Consider the following 14,893-nt stretch of genomic DNA (forward strand, 5'->3'; position numbering starts at 1 on the left):
CGCCGCGCCGCTGAGCGTCGCCGGTCAGGGACGGGAAGGGGAGCCGGTCACGGGGCCAGTCGCTGCGAGATCCAGTCGGCCGCCTGCTCGACCGCCCGCCGGGACTCGTCGGTGTGGTCCAGCATGTCGAACCCGTGCTGCCCGCCCGGTACGTCGATCACGTCCACCCGTACGCCGGCGTCGCCCGCCGCGTCGAGGAACGCCGCGACCGTCTCGGCCATCTCCTCCCCTTCCCGGCCGACCCGGGTGATCAGCAGCGGCGGTACGGGCCCACCCGCCGCGCCGATCGCCGCGCCCGGCGCGAAGCGCGGGTCGACGCCCCAACCTGGCAGCGGCGCGAGGACGGGGTACGTCAGTGCCACCGCTCGCAGCCAGGAAGGCCGGTCCCGCAGCCAGTCCGTGCTCAGCAGTCCCCCGCCGGAGAAGAACCACAGGGCGATCCGCCCGCCGTCGACGCGCGGGTCGGCGCGGACCCGCTCCACGGCCGAGGCGACGTCGAGGGCGGCGGTCGGGCAGTCGGTGACGGGGCCCTGCGGACCGACGACGACGCGCATCCGGTGCTCGACGGTGACGGCCAGGAGACCGAGGTCGGCGAGAAGGCAGCCGTAGCCGCGGAAGACCGGCCAGTCGCGGGGACCCTGGTGCGGGCCGGGTGGCAGCGGTCCACCGTGGACGAGGACCACGGCGGGGTGCGGACCGCCGCCCTCCGGCACGTACCAGTCGAGATTCGCCTCCCGCTCGGGCTGGCGTGCCGTCGGCGTCAGCACGAAGGGGCGAAGGAAGCTCGGCGTCTCGTCCATGATCGCAGTCTGGCACGGCTCGGCCACTCTGTGGTGCCCCTGCCGAGCGTCGCACCGTCGACCGCCCGCTGGCGCCCACGCGCCGGGGCGGTCCCCGCGAGGCGTACGGCGGCCGTTGCCGTCCGGCTCAGGCCCCGGTGCCGGGCGGCGGCAGCGGCAGCTCGACGGCGTCCACCGTCGCGACCCGCACGGCCGAATGCGCCGGCGGCAGCTTGTCGGCTCGCGGCGAACGACTGTGCACCCGGCCCCGGCCGGTCGGATCCGGCCGCCCGCTCACCTCGCAGGCCACCATCAGGATCGGCGCGGGCGGGGCAGTGAACCGGCCGGCACCCCAGCGCACCCAGAGCGGGATCCGCCCCGCGTCGGCCTCGGCGAGCAACTTCTCCCAGGTGCGGCGGCGTGTACCGTGATCGACCTCGACGACGACCGGCGGCCCGTCCGGGCGGGCACAGGCCACGTCGAGCACCGACTGCTGAGCGGACATCGGCGGCGGCAGCGGCAACACGCTGGACGCCCGCCGGTAGACCCGCCAGCCCCGCTCCCCCGCCCAGTCGACCACCGCGTCGATCAGCCGGGCGGTGACCTGGTCCGTGGTCAGGTCGGTGAAGGTGACCGCGTCGAGCCGGTCGGCCAGCGACGCCGCCAGCCGCTCCCCGTCCTCGCCGACCACCACCGCCGCAGGGTAACCGGCGCGCCCGGGCGTGGCCGCAACCGGGGCGACCCCTCCGTCGCCTACCGGGTTCTGCCTGCGGCAGATCCGGCCACCGAGGCAGACCCGTGGGCAGCCCTTCCGGCGCGGGTGGTGCTACAAGGGAGCGATGGAGCTGACCAAGTACGGCCACGCCTGCGTCCGACTGGAGAAGGCGGGGCGTGCGCTCGTCATCGACCCCGGCGCGATGACGCCCGAGCCCGAGGCGTTGGCGGACGTGGAGGCGGTGCTCATCACCCACGAACACTTCGATCACTTCGAGCCCGACCGGCTGCACGCGGCCGTCGCGGTCGATCCCGCTCTGGTCGTCTACACCTGTCCGGGTGTCGCCCGGCACCTGACGGGCCTGGAGGATCGGGTCCACGTGGTCCGCGAGGGCGACGTGCTGCACGTGGCGGGCTTCCGGGTACGGGTGGTCGGGGAGAAACACCACCGCAGCCACCCCGACGTCCCGCCCGTGGACAACGTCGGCTTCCTGATCGACGAGGAGGTCTTCCATCCCGGTGACGCGCTGACCGTCGTGGACGTGCCCACGCTGCTCGTGCCCGGCCAGGCGCCGTGGATGACCGTCCCCGACCTGATCGAGCACCTACGCCGGACGGCACCCCGGCGCGCCTACGCCATCCACGACGGCCTCCTCAACGACTGGGGCCTGCGGGTGCTCGACGGCGTACTGCGGAGCGAGGCCGACCGCCTGGGCGCCGACATCCGCCGCCTGCGACCCGGGGAGCGTGTCCACCTCGTCGGTTGACCGTACGCTCGTCGGCCGAGCCGGGTCGTCCGTCCTCATGCGGTGGCGAAGCGGACGACCTGGGCGACCTCCCGCATCCGCAGCCCTTCGTAGAGCCGGCGTGGCACCGGGTATCCGCCGTCGCCGCGCGGGCCGACCACCGCCTGGGTGGCGCCGAGGTCACGTGCCGCCCGCAGGATCTCGGCGCACACGGCGCGCCCCAGTCCACGCCCGGCGTGGTGCGGCCCGGTCCCGACCGGCTCGAACAAGACCGACCCCGACTCCGCGTCGAGCCATCCCAGACCGAAGGCGGCCAGCGATCCGTCAGCTGCCACGGCGACCATGTCCAGCTCCCCGCGGTAGACCGGAGTGGCCGTCACCGCCAGGTGTCTGTCGATCGAGTAGCTCGAGCTGCCCTCATCGCCGGTCACCGGAAGGCCGAGCATGCGCCTGATGCGTGCCGGGTCCCAGCAGCGACGGTGCACCTCGACCCGAGCCGCCAGCTCGTCGGGACGGACGGCGCGAATCGAGTAGCCGTCGGGGACGGTGTGCGCCTCGAGGTCGGACAGGTCCGCGAGACTGCGCCACAGCTGCGCGAACCACGGCCCACCGGACTCGACGAAACCCCGCGCCGACAGCGCGTCGATGAGCTCGGTCTGCTGTAGGGGCACCTCCAGGCTGACGCGGGGAGCGACCTGTCGTAGCTCGTCGAGCGCGTCCACCAGTTGGCGGGGGGTCATGGTCCGCGGCGACAGGTGGAGCGACGCGTTCGCCGGCTCCTCGGCCGACGCCGGTAGCCAGATGTCGGCGAAACCCAGCAGGGGGCGGCACCAGGCGAGGGTGCGGTCAGGGGCCGCGCTGCCGTCCCCGTGGGCGTGGGACCAGGCGACGTTGCCGACGTGCAGCCGCTGCTGCGGGGTCCAGGTTCGCCGGACGCAGGCCAGGCGCGCGGCGAGATCGGCAGTGTCCACCGGCAAAGTCCGCCAGAGACGCCCCGTCCGGTCAACACGATTACTGCCGGCCACCCCGTCGCGGTCCGTCCGGGCCGGGCGCCGCGGGCGAGCCTGGAAACCCCTCCTACCGCGCCGCGACGGCCACCGGTGCGCTGAGGCGGCCCTCGTTGCCGCTGCGGTCCAGGCCGGAGACGCAGTAGGACAGTGGACGGTCGGCCGGGGCGGTGCGGTCGACCCAGCCGGTGCCCCGGGCGGTGCCGACGAGCCGGGCCGTGTCGCCGTCGACGCGGTAGACAGCGAAGCTCGCGGCGCCGTCCCCACGCCAGGTCAGCGTCACCCCGCCGACACCGGCACGCCGCGCGCCGGTGACCGTGGGGGCGACCGGCGGCGTCGCCGGCAGCTGTGCCATCGCGGGCACCAGCGCCGGCCCGGCGTAGTGGGCCGCGCGGTACCGGCTGACCGCTCCGAGCTTGTCGGCGCGCACCTGCCTGGCGCTGAAGTGCACGCTTCCGCTCGCGCCGTGCCGGCGGTTGAGGGCGAGCTGGCGGTCCAGTTCGGCCGGGTCGCGCCAGGCGCCGCGCTCGCCCACCCGGTAGTCGGCCTGGCCGATGTAGAGCTGCACCCGGGTGCCCCGCACCGTGGCCGCCCACCACGGCAGCAGCTTGGCGTAGTCGGCCTTGTCGAAACCGATGTGCCAGTACAGCTGCGGCACGACGTAGTCCAGCCACTGCCGCCGTACCCAGAGTCGGGTGTCGGCGTAGATGTCGTCGTAGCTCTGCAACCCCGCGGTCGCCGAGCCGGCCGGGTCGGTGCGCTCGTTGCGCCAGATGCCGAACGGGCTGATACCGAACTTGACCCAGGGCTTGATCGCCTTGATCCGCTCGCTCATCTCGCTGACCAGCGTGTTCACGTTGTCCCGGCGCCAGGCGTGCTTGTCGGCGAACCCCCGGCCGTAACGGGCGAACGTCGCGTCGTCCGGGAAGTCCTGCCCGGCCTCCGGGTACGGGTAGAAGAAGTCGTCGAAGTGCACCCCGTCGACGTCGTACCGCTGGACCGCCTCCAGCATCGAGTCCTCGACGAACGTGCGCGCCTCGGGGATGCCGGGGTTGAAGTAGAGGCGGCTGCCGGGCCGGTCGGCGCTGGGATAGGTCACCACCCAGTCGCGGTGCCGCCGCAGCGGGTGCGTCGGCGCGAGCCGGTCCAGCCTCGGGCCGGGCCCGCCCACCGTGGCCGGCTGCCCGCCCCGGTACGGGTTGAACCAGGCGTGGAACTCCAGGTTGCGGGCGTGCGCCTCGGCGACCATGAACTCCATCGGGTCCCAGCCCGGGTCGCGGCCGTCGCGGCGCCCGGTCAGCCACTCCGACCACGGCGCGTACGCCGACGGCCAGAGGGCGTCGCCGCTCGGCCGCACGTGCACGAAGACGGCGTTGTGGTGGTGGCGCACCGCCAGGTCCAGCCAGCCCCGGAACTCGGCCCGCGCCGCCTCGGGCGACAGCCCCCGCCGGCTCGGCCAGTCGATGTTGTTGACCGTCGTGATCCACATGCCCCGCAGCTCGCGGGGCGCCTCGGCCGGTCGACCGGCGCAGGCGGGGGTGCGATCCGCCGGGGCGGCACCGAAGGCGGTCACGGCGCCCCGCTCCGACAGGCCGGGTCCACCGGCGACCCGGTCCCGCAGCGACCAGGCGCCGAGGGCGACCGCCACGGCGAGCGCGGCGACCACCGCGACGAATGCCTGGGTACGACGGCGGCGGGCGGGCGAGTCGGCGGCGCGCATCGCTTCAGTCTGCACAGTCGAACCTCCGGGCGCACCAGGCCGACCGCTACTTAACGGTCGGATAAGGCTGGCCGCCGACCCGGAGGACTGCGACGCGTCCGGCAGCGGGAGCGCTCCCCGGAGAGCGGCCACCAGAGCGGATCTGCCGTGACCGACCCGGTGATCTTCAGGCGTCACGGGACGCGGGACACCTGTGGCTACTGTCGGTCGGTTTTGTCAGCGGTGCTGCGGTCGGTGTCCCGGGAGACGAACGGGGTGCGCATGCGGGTCATCGCGTCCGCGCTCACGTCCACCGCCTGCCCGTGTTCGCGGTCGGTGTCCCGGTCGCTCCCTGAAGCGAAGGGATTCAGGACGGGCGGCGTCATATCTGCCAAAACGGACTCCAAGATGTCACAGGGCAGCGCACAACAGATCAGCTGGCAGCTGCAAGCCGGGAAGAAGGCGGGTGGTTGGGGCGCGTCATCGGCCGCCACATACCCGCCTTCGACAGCCTACCGCTTTCACGCCCTTTGCAGACGGTGAGGTGCGACCGGGGCAATCGCCCATCGCGCCGAACCGGGACCGGCGGTCATGATCTGCGCCGAGCTGACCGCAGAGATCGAGCTGACCGCAGAGATGGGGACGCGGCAGGTTCGCGGAGACCGTCTACGCTGAGCCGGCGCAGGTGTTGCCGTGTCTGGGCGTCGGGGTCAGCCGGCGTCCACCGCCGACCGGCCCGGAGCCGAGGTACTTGGCGCCCGCGTAGAAGTCGACCGTGCCGGACGGTGCGCGGTTGCTGATGGTCACCGGGTCCACCTCGGCGGTCGCGGTGACGTGGGTGCGGTGCGGGTTGCCAGCCGAGGTGGTGTCGACCTCCAGGCTGGTGGTGGTACGGAACGCCACGGCGCGGAGATAGTCGTCGAGCATCTGCCGCCAGACATCCCAGACATGGACACCGTTGATGTTGTGCTCGGTGACGTCGACGCCGGCCGGACGCCAGTTCTCGGTTCGAGCGAGCGAGTTCGGGGCGATGCCGATCAGCCAGTCCTGGAGTCCGGTGCCGACGTGGATGCCACCGGTCACGGTCTTCATCCGGTTGATCTGCTCCTGCGTCGGCGTCACCGCACCGCCGGCCGCGCCCCAGACGACGTGGTAGCCGACCAGGTCGGCGTTGTCGTAGAGGAGCGTGATAGCGCAGGCGCCCTCGGCGGACAGCCCGCCGCGCGTGCCTCAACGAGATGTTCACCGCGCTGACCGGCGTGATCGCCGAGGTGCTCGCCGGACGGACCGAGCATGGCCTGATGCCGAAATGTTCCCAGCCGGTGGCGCTCGACCTGCACGACCGGGTCGCGAACTGCGTTGCGGCCGGCGACGCCCGAGGCGCCGAGGCCGCGATGCGTGAGCTACTCGGTGATGCCCGACACGCGTCCGGGAGCGGATCGAACAGGTGACACCGACGGTGTGGGACGAGCCCACGGCGCACCAGCGCCGTTGCACCACCACTTGGCTCTGCCCGCATAATGCCATGATGACTGGCGAACGCGTCATGTTGGACGGCTCGCGGCCTATCCGGGAACGCGTCCAGCACCTCCACGACGCCTGGGCCCGGGACGGACGAGGTCGCGCCTTCCTGGTCACCGGCACGGCGTTCTTCGCGGTCTACTGCTGGAGCTTGAACTACAAGATCGGCGACTCGACGGCTCCGGCCCACGATGCCGAACTGGCCGAGTTCGTCGCCGCCTCGTACGAACTCAATGGCGGGTCCGTCGGCTGGAACGCCATGCTCAACAGCCGCGAGATCTGTTCCACCTGCCATGACCGGTACCGACTGGAGAACCTCGGGATCTGCACCGGCTGCATGCGATACACCTGCTACGGCTGCGGCGAGCATGAATGCTGCGCCGGCGAGTTGCTTTGATCGCGAGGCTGCCGGTCGAGCGACGCACTCTCACCGGCTGTTCGTCAACTGGCGCTACGACCGCAGGCCGGCCAGATGAGGGCAACGAGACAGCCCTGCCGACACCACGTTGGCTGGCAGCAACACCGCCGCCGATCCACTCCCCCACCTTCGCCCAGGAGCCGTTGCGACCCTCGCCCGATCCCGAGACCGGGCGCAGCCGGTGGTCAACGCCGGCCTGTTGCGATGGCGGGCCGTCGGTGTTGTGCTCGGCGCAACCCGAGCTTGGCACGAACTTCAGTACCAGTAGTAGCTCCAGTTTCCCTGGCAGTCGGACTCGAATGATTCCCGGCTCTCGAGAGCAATATCTACCGGGATGATGCTGGTCGACCCGAACTCGTCCTCTTCGGCGATGAGAGCGCGAAGTTGTCGTTCCCACTCATGCCATCGCGGTGTCTGCTGCAGTTGCGCGATCTGAGCCGCAGTGTGGACGAACACGGAGACGCGGTGAAGATCCGCGTTCACCGCGACGGTCCAGACGCTGTCTCCCCAGTCGTCGCGGGACTGGTCCCACCGCTCCTGCGGTATCGCTGCCATGACGCGTGCCGTGGCCTCCTCATCGAAGTACCCCAGCCCGCCCATGACCGGACCAGTTACGAACTCGACGCCGGCAAGTGCTGCGATGCGCCGGGCCCGCGAACTTGGAAGTTTCCCGATCCGCAACGCCCGTGCCGTGAACTGCCGCCACCGCCACGGACCGAAGTCGGCGACGATCTGATCGAGGACCGCGTCCGCCGGCAGGCGGCGATCATGGTCGGGTGCCGCGCCGCGTACCCAGGCGGTGATGGTCGGAACCTCCACGCCCGGGACTCCGTGGCCGGCCACAAAGTTCATGGACCCGCAGGTAAGGGCAATGAGGGGCTGACCGAGCCGAGCCTCAAGCGCCTCAAGTGCCGGGCGAAGTTCCGCGTCAACGGTCGCCCGCCCTCGAAGGACATCGGCGACTTCCTCGAACTCGTCGTCTTCCTCCGCGCTCACACCAGCATCCTGCCGCACCGGCAGAGCGGGCCCAGCGCAAGCTCCGGCGCCCCCGCCAGGCCCACGACAGGAGGCGGTGACGGGATCGGGTGCCGACGAGAGCGAGTGCACCGCAAGACCCTTTGAAGACACCGCCTAAGCCCCAACCCGATCCGTTCCAGGCTGCTTCGCCCGGTGCATACACTCGGCGGATGAGCTCACCTGGATACCCCGCCCCGGCCCGACCGCCGGTGGTCCGCCCGCTCTGGTCGCTTGCCGGTCCGGCGTTTGGTGCAATGGTCGCCGCCGGACTGCTCACCGCGCCGATCGGCCCGCTGGGTGGCGCGATCGGGCGTGATCTTGGGCTTTCCACCGCAGCCATGGCAGCGACTGTGGTTGCGCCGGGCGTGGTGGCGACGGCGGCCTTGGTCGTGCCCGGATATCTGCTCGGGCGGCGGTGGCCCACTGCAGCCGGGGTGCCGGCGCTTGTGCTCCTGGTCGTTGGGTGCATGGTGAGTGCGCTCGCGTCGGGGGCGGCGCTGATGACGGTTGGGCGGGTGATTGTCGGGCTGGGTGCCGGAACCGTAGTTGGTGTCGCCCTCGCCCTGTCCGGTCAGCTGGGCCGTTGGCGTTCCCGGGCGCGACTGGTGCTCGGCGTCGCGCTCGGTGCTGCACTCCTGTTCGGACCTGTCGCGAGCGGCGTGGTGGCGCAAGCGCTGAGTTGGCGGCCGGTGTTCCTGTTCGACGTGCTGGTGGTCGTGCTCGCGTTGGCCGGCACCATAGCGGGCGGCATCGCAATGCGGGTCGTGCGTCTGTCCCGGCCGAGCCCGCCGGCCGCGCCTGCCCGGGCGACGCGGCTTCCCGACGAGACCCGGTTCGGCGGCCAGCACGCTGACAATCCGTCAACTTGACCTGAACAACTTAGAGGCGTCTGAATTGCGAATTTCGTGAGTGATGCTGCCTTCAATCGTCTCGCCCGGCTGGGATGGTTTCGTCGGTGACGCGTTTGGTGAAGTTGTCGATCATGGCGATGCGGCTCATGCTGGCGGAGTTGTCGGGTAGGGCTTCGTAGTCGCGGGCCAGGCGTCGGTGGTGCATGATCCAGCCGATGTGCATTCGACGACCCCGGCTCATTTGGGCGTCGGATGCGCTGCGGGGCCACCCACGACCTCAGCGCCGCCCGCGTTCACTGCATCATCGACGCGCTGAGCAGCGCCGACGTGATGACCTTCGTCGACAAGGGCTACCAGAGAGCCGGCGGGAGCCCGCAGGTCCACCTGACGGTCGCCCCGATGTACCCGCGCAAGATGCAGCAGCTCGCCGTTCACTTCGCTGGTCCGTCTGCCGGAGCTGAGGCATGCCTGATGGCTGGGGTTCGACACTATTGCTCACCGCATCGAGCACACCCACACCTGCGGTTCTCAGGTTGGCCGCGGGGCGCAGTTCGATCGACCTGCACCCGCCACCCCGGCCAGGCGGTGCCGCGCAGCCACGCATGGAACCCGTCGGCATTGCCGGCCGGCGGCCGGCTCAGAGCCCCGTCAGCGGAGAAAGAGGGTTCCTTGCCATCCTGGGCCGTGTGCTGCCGTCGTCGGGAACATCACTCCGCTAGCGAAGCGGCCTGCATTGATGTTCGTGATGAGCCTGCCCTCACCGTTGATCGAGACCAGGTCGGCGCGACCGTCCCCGCTCAGGTCGGTCGGGTTGGGCAGCATGTTGGCGTTCCAACCCTGACCCACAGAAACTCGGGGTCCCAGGCTGGCACGTCCGTTCGTCATGCCCTGATTGCGGAAGGCGGCAAGCGTCCCGTCCACCAGTACACCGAGCACATCCGCAGGTCCGTCGCCGTCGAGGTCGACGACGTGCACGGCCAGGTAACCGGCCCAGCCCTCACCGATCCGTTGACCGGTGGCGAACATTCCGCCGGTGAAGCTACCGGTGTTCAGGTGGTGCCACAGCGATCCATCGGACTTGATGGACACCAGGTCGGCTCTTCCATCACCCGTGAGATCACCGACGATGGGACGCTCGGCGGTGCTCCACCCCTGGCCGACCTGGACGGCCAGACCCCAGGTGACAGCACCGTTGTTCATGCCGGTGTTACGGAACGCCTTGAGCGTGCCGTCCGGGAACACTCCCAGCAGGTCAGCGCGCCCGTCGTCATCGAGGTCAGTCAGGTGCACCGCCAGCATCCCCTGCCAGCCGCTGCCGACCTGGACACCTGCCGCGAACATGCCACCCGTGAAGGACCCGGTGTTTCTGAACTGCACGAGGGCCCCGGTGCTGGTCACTGTCAGCAGGTCCGCGAGCCGGTCACCGTCGAGATCACCGACGATAGGCAGCTGCGTGGCCGACCAACCCTGCCCGACCGTCTGGGTAGCGCCCAGCTCCGGCCAGTTCATTGTGGTACGCAGGTTCTCGTACGCGTTCAGCGTGCCGTTTGCCTTGACTGCCAGCACATCGGAGCGCCCGTCTCCGCTCAGATCCACGCTGTCGACGCCCCGGCGCAGCGCAAAGGTCACCAGCGGGTGGAGCACGCCGTGCGCCACCGACTCGGGATGGGCGGCGATGGCGGGGAGGAGGTTACGAATCTCCTGGCGAAGGTTGTTCGCCACGGTGGTCTGTCCGGCGCGCTCGGCGGTCAGGAGATCCACGGCGCGAGTCGCCACGTCCACGAGGCGCACCGTCTGCTGCAACCATGGTCCCGCCTCGGTCGTCAGGCTGGTGTTCATGGTCTGCAGGGCCGTACTGGCCGTCTTGAGGCCAGAGAGCCTCTGTTTGAGTGCGGCGGCGGCGTTGTCCACCCCGCTTCCGGTACGGAGGGCGTTGCGGAAGTTCCTGATGGCATCGGCCAGCGCCACCGAGTCGGTGTGGTCGATGACGGACGAACGGTTGATCTCGGCGAAGGTTCGCAGCTGGCTGGCCATCGATCCACCCAGGGTGTTGATGGCGCGGGACCAGGAGTCCTCTGGCCGGTAGTGGCCCGGATTCCAGGCGAAGTCGGCGGCAGTGAGCAGGGGCAGCTGGGAGGGGCCCTGCTGGGTCATCTCGTTGAACAGGATTCCCGGAGCAGCGGAAAGCGCAGCCTCGCGCCCGACCAGCGGGCCCATCTGGAGTCGGTCCCAGACCTGGTCGTTGACCGGGAAGTTGTCCCAGATGGCGAGGCGGTGCCTGGGGAACGCCAACTGTGCGTCGTCGAGGTTCTTCCGGGTGATACTCGGCGACAGCACCTCGGGACCGGTCCAGTACACGCCCACGGCGGTGTCGAGCCGAGTGTCGAACTCGGTCCGGTAGCTGCTCACCGCCATCCCGGCGTACTCGCTGCTGACCGTGTACAGCTGGCCCATGTCGGCGTGGGCTCGGACGAACTTCGTCTGGACGAAATTCGTGACGTCGGCCTGCGCCCGGGCCCACGCCGTTTCCCCGGTTCCGTACGTCTGGCCGTCGCTGACGCAGGAGAACGGCCGCGTCGGGAAGACGTCGTCCCAGGCGATGACGAAGTGCCTGACCCCGATCTGGTACATCTGGTCGAGCCGGGAGAGGAGGGTGTTGCGCTCCGTGGCGGAGGAGTGGCAGATGCCGCTAGCCTGGTCCAGCGGCATCTCGGGTGAGATCCGGTAGACGAACGCGACATGCAGGCTGTTGGCCTTGGTGACGACTTCTCGCAGGTCGCCAAGTTCCGCGTTCGTGTACGGGGTGCGCCAGTTGTTGCTTCCGCTACCGCCCGTGCGCGGGTCAGCCGCGGGCCCGTAGAAGAAGCGGTTCATCTTGTTCCGAGCGAGGACCTCCACCTGTTCCAGCCGGTCAGCCTTCGTCCACCGGGCCACCCCTGCGGGTGGGGGGTTGGCCGAGTCCATCCCACCGCGGAATGTGAAGGCTGGCCAGTCCTTGATCGTGACCCGCGCGATCTCCGCGCCAGAAGAGTCCGACGTCAGGAGCTGTTTCAGGGTCTGTGCGGCGTAGAAGGTGCCCACCTTCTGGCCGCCGGAGAGCACGACTCGCTGCCTGCCGGCAGAGTCCGTACCGGTGGCCAGCAGATAGCCCTGATCCGGCAAGGTGCTCGGCGCTGTGACACCGATTGCATTCAGGGCCGCCGCGCTGGCGGGCGTCTCCTGCTCTCCCCCGACGTAGACGGTTGTTCCGGCGCCCGGATCGGTGCCGGTGATGGTGACGCTCGTGTTGTGCGCGGTGAAAGCAGCCACCACGGCGTCAACGGCCGGCTGGTCCGCAGCCGTGCCACGAACAACTGTCAAAGCGGCCGGCAGGTCAAGTGCGGTTCCGGTAACGGACAATTCCCGTGGCTTGGGACTGAGAGATGGGGTGGCTGCAGCGCCACTGGCCGTGGGCGGTGAGCCGATCAGCGTGACCGCAACGAGGAGCGAGGCGAACGCGTAGGCGGCCACTGGGTTTGAAAAGCGCCAGCGTCCCTGACGGTAGCTGCTTCGCATGGGCGTACTCCTGGGCACTTGAGAATCATGACTGGAGCCGATGGCACCTAGCGACTCAAGGAGATACTGGGCTAGACCAGATGGTCTCGTCAATGGATGCGGTCAGCCAAGCAGTCATGATCTTGAATCAGCCTGGATCCGCGGGGTCCGCTGGGTGGCGGACCCCCGCACGCAGCGGGCGCCCCGGGGCCCTGCGGGTGCCGAAAACCTCGTCCGCGCTGGTCAGACGGCGTCTTGCGTATTCGTGTAGGAGTCCACCGAGTCGAAGCGTGTCCCTGGCGGCGGGGCCCAAGCCGGTCGCGGCGACCAGGCACAACACCGCCACGGTCCAGAGCAGGAAGGCGGCGCCGGTCGTCCATACCGCCGCGAGAAGCGCGCCGACCGTCGTCCCAACGATCTGTCCACGGCGATCATGATGTCTCATCGATGCACGAAGCCACCGGGCCGAGAGGCAGCGGCACGCTCATCGCCCCCACACCGCACGTGCTGTTCGCGGGGACGTGCCGTCCACCACCGCCCGGGCCCAGTGGACCTCGGGTCGCCGGGGCGGGTCGTACGCGATGATGTCGCCGCCGCCCTGGCCGACGCGGTCCGCTTCCTCGCAAGCGACGCCGGCAGATGCATCACGGGCCAAACCATCGACGCCACCGGCGGAACCCATCTGTGAGCCTCGGCGAAGCGGCTGACGATCTCCGCGAGCCGACGGCACGCGAAGGTGGGTCGGCACTGGGCCGACCGCCGACATCGCGGTCCTCCCCCGACCGGGCTACCGGGCGTCAGGTGTTGACCGGACGCGGGCGACCAGGCGCACGTGGGTGACCAGCCAGTCCAACGGCTCGCCGGCCGGGGTGCTGAGGGCGGCCACCGGGGCGAGACGGTTGGTGACGATCCAGTCGTTGCGGGACGTTCCGCTCGCGGGGGGCGATCTCGAAGCCGACGTCGGTGGGCAACGACTTCCAGCCGGCGTACTCCATGCCGCAAGATCGCGACCTGAATCACCGACTTCTACAACCGGCGCCGCCGGCACTCCGTCTGCGACCGGCGATCACTCATCGACTGAGAACGGTCAGAGACCCGCGCACCGGAGGCCTGGGCCGCATAACGACGCACTCCACGATTCCAGGGGATTGACACCCGTGGGCGAGGCCAGGGAAAGTATTTGCTTAGGCACTGATCACCGCTGTGAGCCCATGCAGTTAGCGAAGCTTGAGTAGGAGGTGCACACAGCTGCCAATTGCGGAATCGCGAACCGATCAGGTGTCGGTAGTTTGCGACTGTTCATGAACAGGACAGGCAATGCGCGCTCCTGGTCAACCCCGGCAAGGGTCCAGGAGGGCGCAGTTCCTGTTACGCCAACACCTAGAGGATGACAAGGAGCAGGTGGTCAGAGTTGTGCGCAGAACAACGAGCAATTCGGAACTGATTTTTGGCTCTAACAGCATCACGTCTCGCCAGGTTATCGAAATGCTCTCGTCGCCGGACATGGCAAGCAGGTGTCGCAAGCTTGGAATCTTCCGATCATATCCGGTCATTGGCGATGAATACTGCGTCATGGCAAGGGAGTTTGTCGCCGCGCATGGCGAGTTGATGACGCGACTCCTCTCTGGCGAAGCCGTCGAGGAGGAGGTGATCCACGTACTCATTCGAAACTATCTCAACTATCCGTCACAAGTGTCGGCCAAGGCCTTTTTTGAGATAACGGCCGCCCGCGACCGCGCCCTTAACGCCACCATGATGCGACACCTCTCAGCTCTGCCCCCTCGGGATTCGATCAATATTCTCGGCTATGGAGCTGACTCGTGTGCGGATGAACGCCGGATCGCCGAGAGACTCATCAGGCGGGGGATCTGCAAGGAGGCCACCATTTTTCGCTACAATCCTTTCAGCAGCCTCCAGCATCCCGACATCAATGATCTGCAATCAACCGAGATGGAAGGGATGGGCGGCACGAAATTCGATGTAATTCTGGCCTTCTGGACACTGCACCACGTCTTTCCTGAATATCGGTGGTCCGAGATAGGGGCTTTCCTGAGACGCGTCGCCCCCGAAGGAACTGTGGTGATACTGGAGGAAGGGGATCTTCAGTCGCCCCCCTCCGCGTCGCCAGCCGAGCGCGCATATCACTTCATGGTCCTTTGCCAAGACATCATCGTCAATCGCGCCCTTCGGCCAGAATGGCTCGGCACTCCAGAGAACTTCTATGCGAAATATTTGAGCAGCCAAGACATGCAGTTGATGGAGGCCTATTTTGCTCGCCCCTTCCAGCGCCATGACCCTTCCATCAACGGTGGAGGCGTCATTGACGAGACGATACTATTCTACGACTGCCCGTAGCCGCGATGGACGTCGATGCCAAGGGCGAGAGTACTGTTCTGATGACGCACCTCGGTAGAACGGCTGCCGAGCAGGCGTAGCTTGGCGCTGTGCCGCTTCCACCCGTAGGATCTGCGCCCTGCTCGGCGTGCCAATCGCTAACCTGGACCTGTTCGCGGCCACCACTCAGACGCTGGATTCACCACGGCCGAACATGAGGACATGATGGTGGCCGCTCTGCTGTCGTGCCTCGACCAGTTCATGTAGTACACC

Annotated in this window: 12 protein-coding genes and 2 pseudogenes; 6 read left to right on the forward strand and 8 right to left on the reverse strand. The window is 68.9% G+C overall.

Annotated elements, in window-relative coordinates:
• Nucleotides 1–47: 47 nt before the first annotated feature.
• Nucleotides 48–800: an alpha/beta hydrolase gene (locus F6X68_RS02035; RefSeq protein ID WP_151452624.1), complete on the reverse strand. Its 753-nt coding sequence runs from the start codon at nt 798–800 to the stop codon at nt 48–50.
• Nucleotides 801–927: 127 nt separating this feature from the next.
• On the reverse strand, nt 928–1,473 hold the full coding sequence (locus F6X68_RS02040) for a hypothetical protein (protein WP_151452625.1): 546 nt from the start codon (nt 1,471–1,473) through the stop codon (nt 928–930).
• Nucleotides 1,474–1,618: 145 nt separating this feature from the next.
• Between F6X68_RS02040 and F6X68_RS02045 the strand changes: the two genes are divergently transcribed.
• Nucleotides 1,619–2,260, forward strand: a complete 642-nt coding sequence (locus F6X68_RS02045) for an MBL fold metallo-hydrolase (RefSeq protein WP_151452626.1) — start codon at nt 1,619–1,621, stop codon at nt 2,258–2,260.
• Nucleotides 2,261–2,295: 35 nt separating this feature from the next.
• Here the strand turns inward: F6X68_RS02045 and F6X68_RS02050 are convergent, their stop codons facing one another.
• The 3 genes from F6X68_RS02050 to F6X68_RS02060 form a co-directional block, all read right to left on the reverse strand.
• A complete protein-coding gene (locus F6X68_RS02050; RefSeq protein WP_151452627.1) occupies nt 2,296–3,210 on the reverse strand; it encodes a GNAT family N-acetyltransferase in 915 nt (304 codons plus the stop codon).
• A 106-nt stretch (nt 3,211–3,316) separates the two neighbouring features.
• A complete protein-coding gene (locus tag F6X68_RS02055; protein ID WP_151452665.1) occupies nt 3,317–4,966 on the reverse strand; it encodes a glycoside hydrolase family 10 protein in 1,650 nt (549 codons plus the stop codon).
• Between the two features lie 645 nt (nt 4,967–5,611).
• The gene (locus tag F6X68_RS02060; RefSeq protein WP_151452628.1) at nt 5,612–6,067 is read right to left on the reverse strand and encodes a hypothetical protein; all 456 of its coding nucleotides are present in this window, start codon (nt 6,065–6,067) and stop codon (nt 5,612–5,614) included.
• A gap of 116 nt (nt 6,068–6,183) precedes the next feature.
• Between F6X68_RS02060 and F6X68_RS02065 the strand changes: the two genes are divergently transcribed.
• Nucleotides 6,184–6,396 carry a hypothetical protein gene (locus F6X68_RS02065; protein WP_151452629.1) on the forward strand — a complete coding sequence of 71 codons (213 nt, stop codon included), beginning with the start codon at nt 6,184–6,186 and terminating at the stop codon, nt 6,394–6,396.
• Between the two features lie 77 nt (nt 6,397–6,473).
• Nucleotides 6,474–6,863, forward strand: coding sequence for a hypothetical protein (locus F6X68_RS02070; protein ID WP_151452630.1), 390 nt, complete (start codon nt 6,474–6,476; stop codon nt 6,861–6,863).
• A gap of 276 nt (nt 6,864–7,139) precedes the next feature.
• Here the strand turns inward: F6X68_RS02070 and F6X68_RS02075 are convergent, their stop codons facing one another.
• Nucleotides 7,140–7,880 carry a hypothetical protein gene (locus tag F6X68_RS02075; RefSeq protein WP_151452631.1) on the reverse strand — a complete coding sequence of 247 codons (741 nt, stop codon included), beginning with the start codon at nt 7,878–7,880 and terminating at the stop codon, nt 7,140–7,142.
• A 191-nt stretch (nt 7,881–8,071) separates the two neighbouring features.
• Here F6X68_RS02075 and F6X68_RS02080 point away from each other — a divergent pair, with 191 nt between their 5' ends.
• Entirely contained in the window at nt 8,072–8,770 is a 699-nt protein-coding gene (locus F6X68_RS02080; RefSeq protein WP_151452632.1) for an MFS transporter, read from the forward strand.
• 52 nt (nt 8,771–8,822) lie between these two features.
• Here the strand turns inward: F6X68_RS02080 and F6X68_RS02085 are convergent.
• Nucleotides 8,823–8,969, reverse strand: a pseudogene (locus F6X68_RS02085) (IS5/IS1182 family transposase); the annotation flags it as partial.
• A gap of 16 nt (nt 8,970–8,985) precedes the next feature.
• Here F6X68_RS02085 and F6X68_RS02090 point away from each other — a divergent pair.
• Nucleotides 8,986–9,124 (forward strand): annotated as a pseudogene (locus F6X68_RS02090) (IS5/IS1182 family transposase); the annotation flags it as partial.
• Between the two features lie 276 nt (nt 9,125–9,400).
• On the opposite strand, the gene F6X68_RS02095 reads toward F6X68_RS02090, so the two are convergent.
• The gene (locus F6X68_RS02095; RefSeq protein ID WP_151452633.1) at nt 9,401–12,307 is read right to left on the reverse strand and encodes a beta-N-acetylglucosaminidase domain-containing protein; all 2,907 of its coding nucleotides are present in this window, start codon (nt 12,305–12,307) and stop codon (nt 9,401–9,403) included.
• A gap of 1,380 nt (nt 12,308–13,687) precedes the next feature.
• On the opposite strand from F6X68_RS02095, the gene F6X68_RS02105 reads away from it, so the two are divergent.
• Complete coding sequence (locus tag F6X68_RS02105; RefSeq protein ID WP_151452634.1) at nt 13,688–14,641, forward strand: hypothetical protein; 954 nt, start codon at nt 13,688–13,690, stop codon at nt 14,639–14,641.
• Nucleotides 14,642–14,893: the final 252 nt, after the last annotated feature.

It is taken from the genome of Micromonospora sp. AMSO12t, from assembly GCF_008806585.1.
In the GTDB taxonomy this organism is placed as follows: domain Bacteria; phylum Actinomycetota; class Actinomycetes; order Mycobacteriales; family Micromonosporaceae; genus Micromonospora; species Micromonospora reichwaldensis.

Bases quoted from the DNA above. Each gene is read 5' to 3' on its own strand.
- F6X68_RS02095 (WP_151452633.1), bottom strand. From the start codon at position 12,307: ATGCGAAGCAGCTACCGTCAGGGACGCTGGCGCTTTTCAAACCCAGTG.
- F6X68_RS02065 (WP_151452629.1), top strand. From the start codon at position 6,184: ATGTTCACCGCGCTGACCGGCGTGATCGCCGAGGTGCTCGCCGGACGG.
- F6X68_RS02055 (WP_151452665.1), bottom strand. From the start codon at position 4,966: ATGCGCGCCGCCGACTCGCCCGCCCGCCGCCGTCGTACCCAGGCATTC.
- F6X68_RS02035 (WP_151452624.1), bottom strand. From the start codon at position 800: ATGGACGAGACGCCGAGCTTCCTTCGCCCCTTCGTGCTGACGCCGACG.
- F6X68_RS02045 (WP_151452626.1), top strand. From the start codon at position 1,619: ATGGAGCTGACCAAGTACGGCCACGCCTGCGTCCGACTGGAGAAGGCG.
- F6X68_RS02070 (WP_151452630.1), top strand. From the start codon at position 6,474: ATGACTGGCGAACGCGTCATGTTGGACGGCTCGCGGCCTATCCGGGAA.
- F6X68_RS02080 (WP_151452632.1), top strand. From the start codon at position 8,072: ATGAGCTCACCTGGATACCCCGCCCCGGCCCGACCGCCGGTGGTCCGC.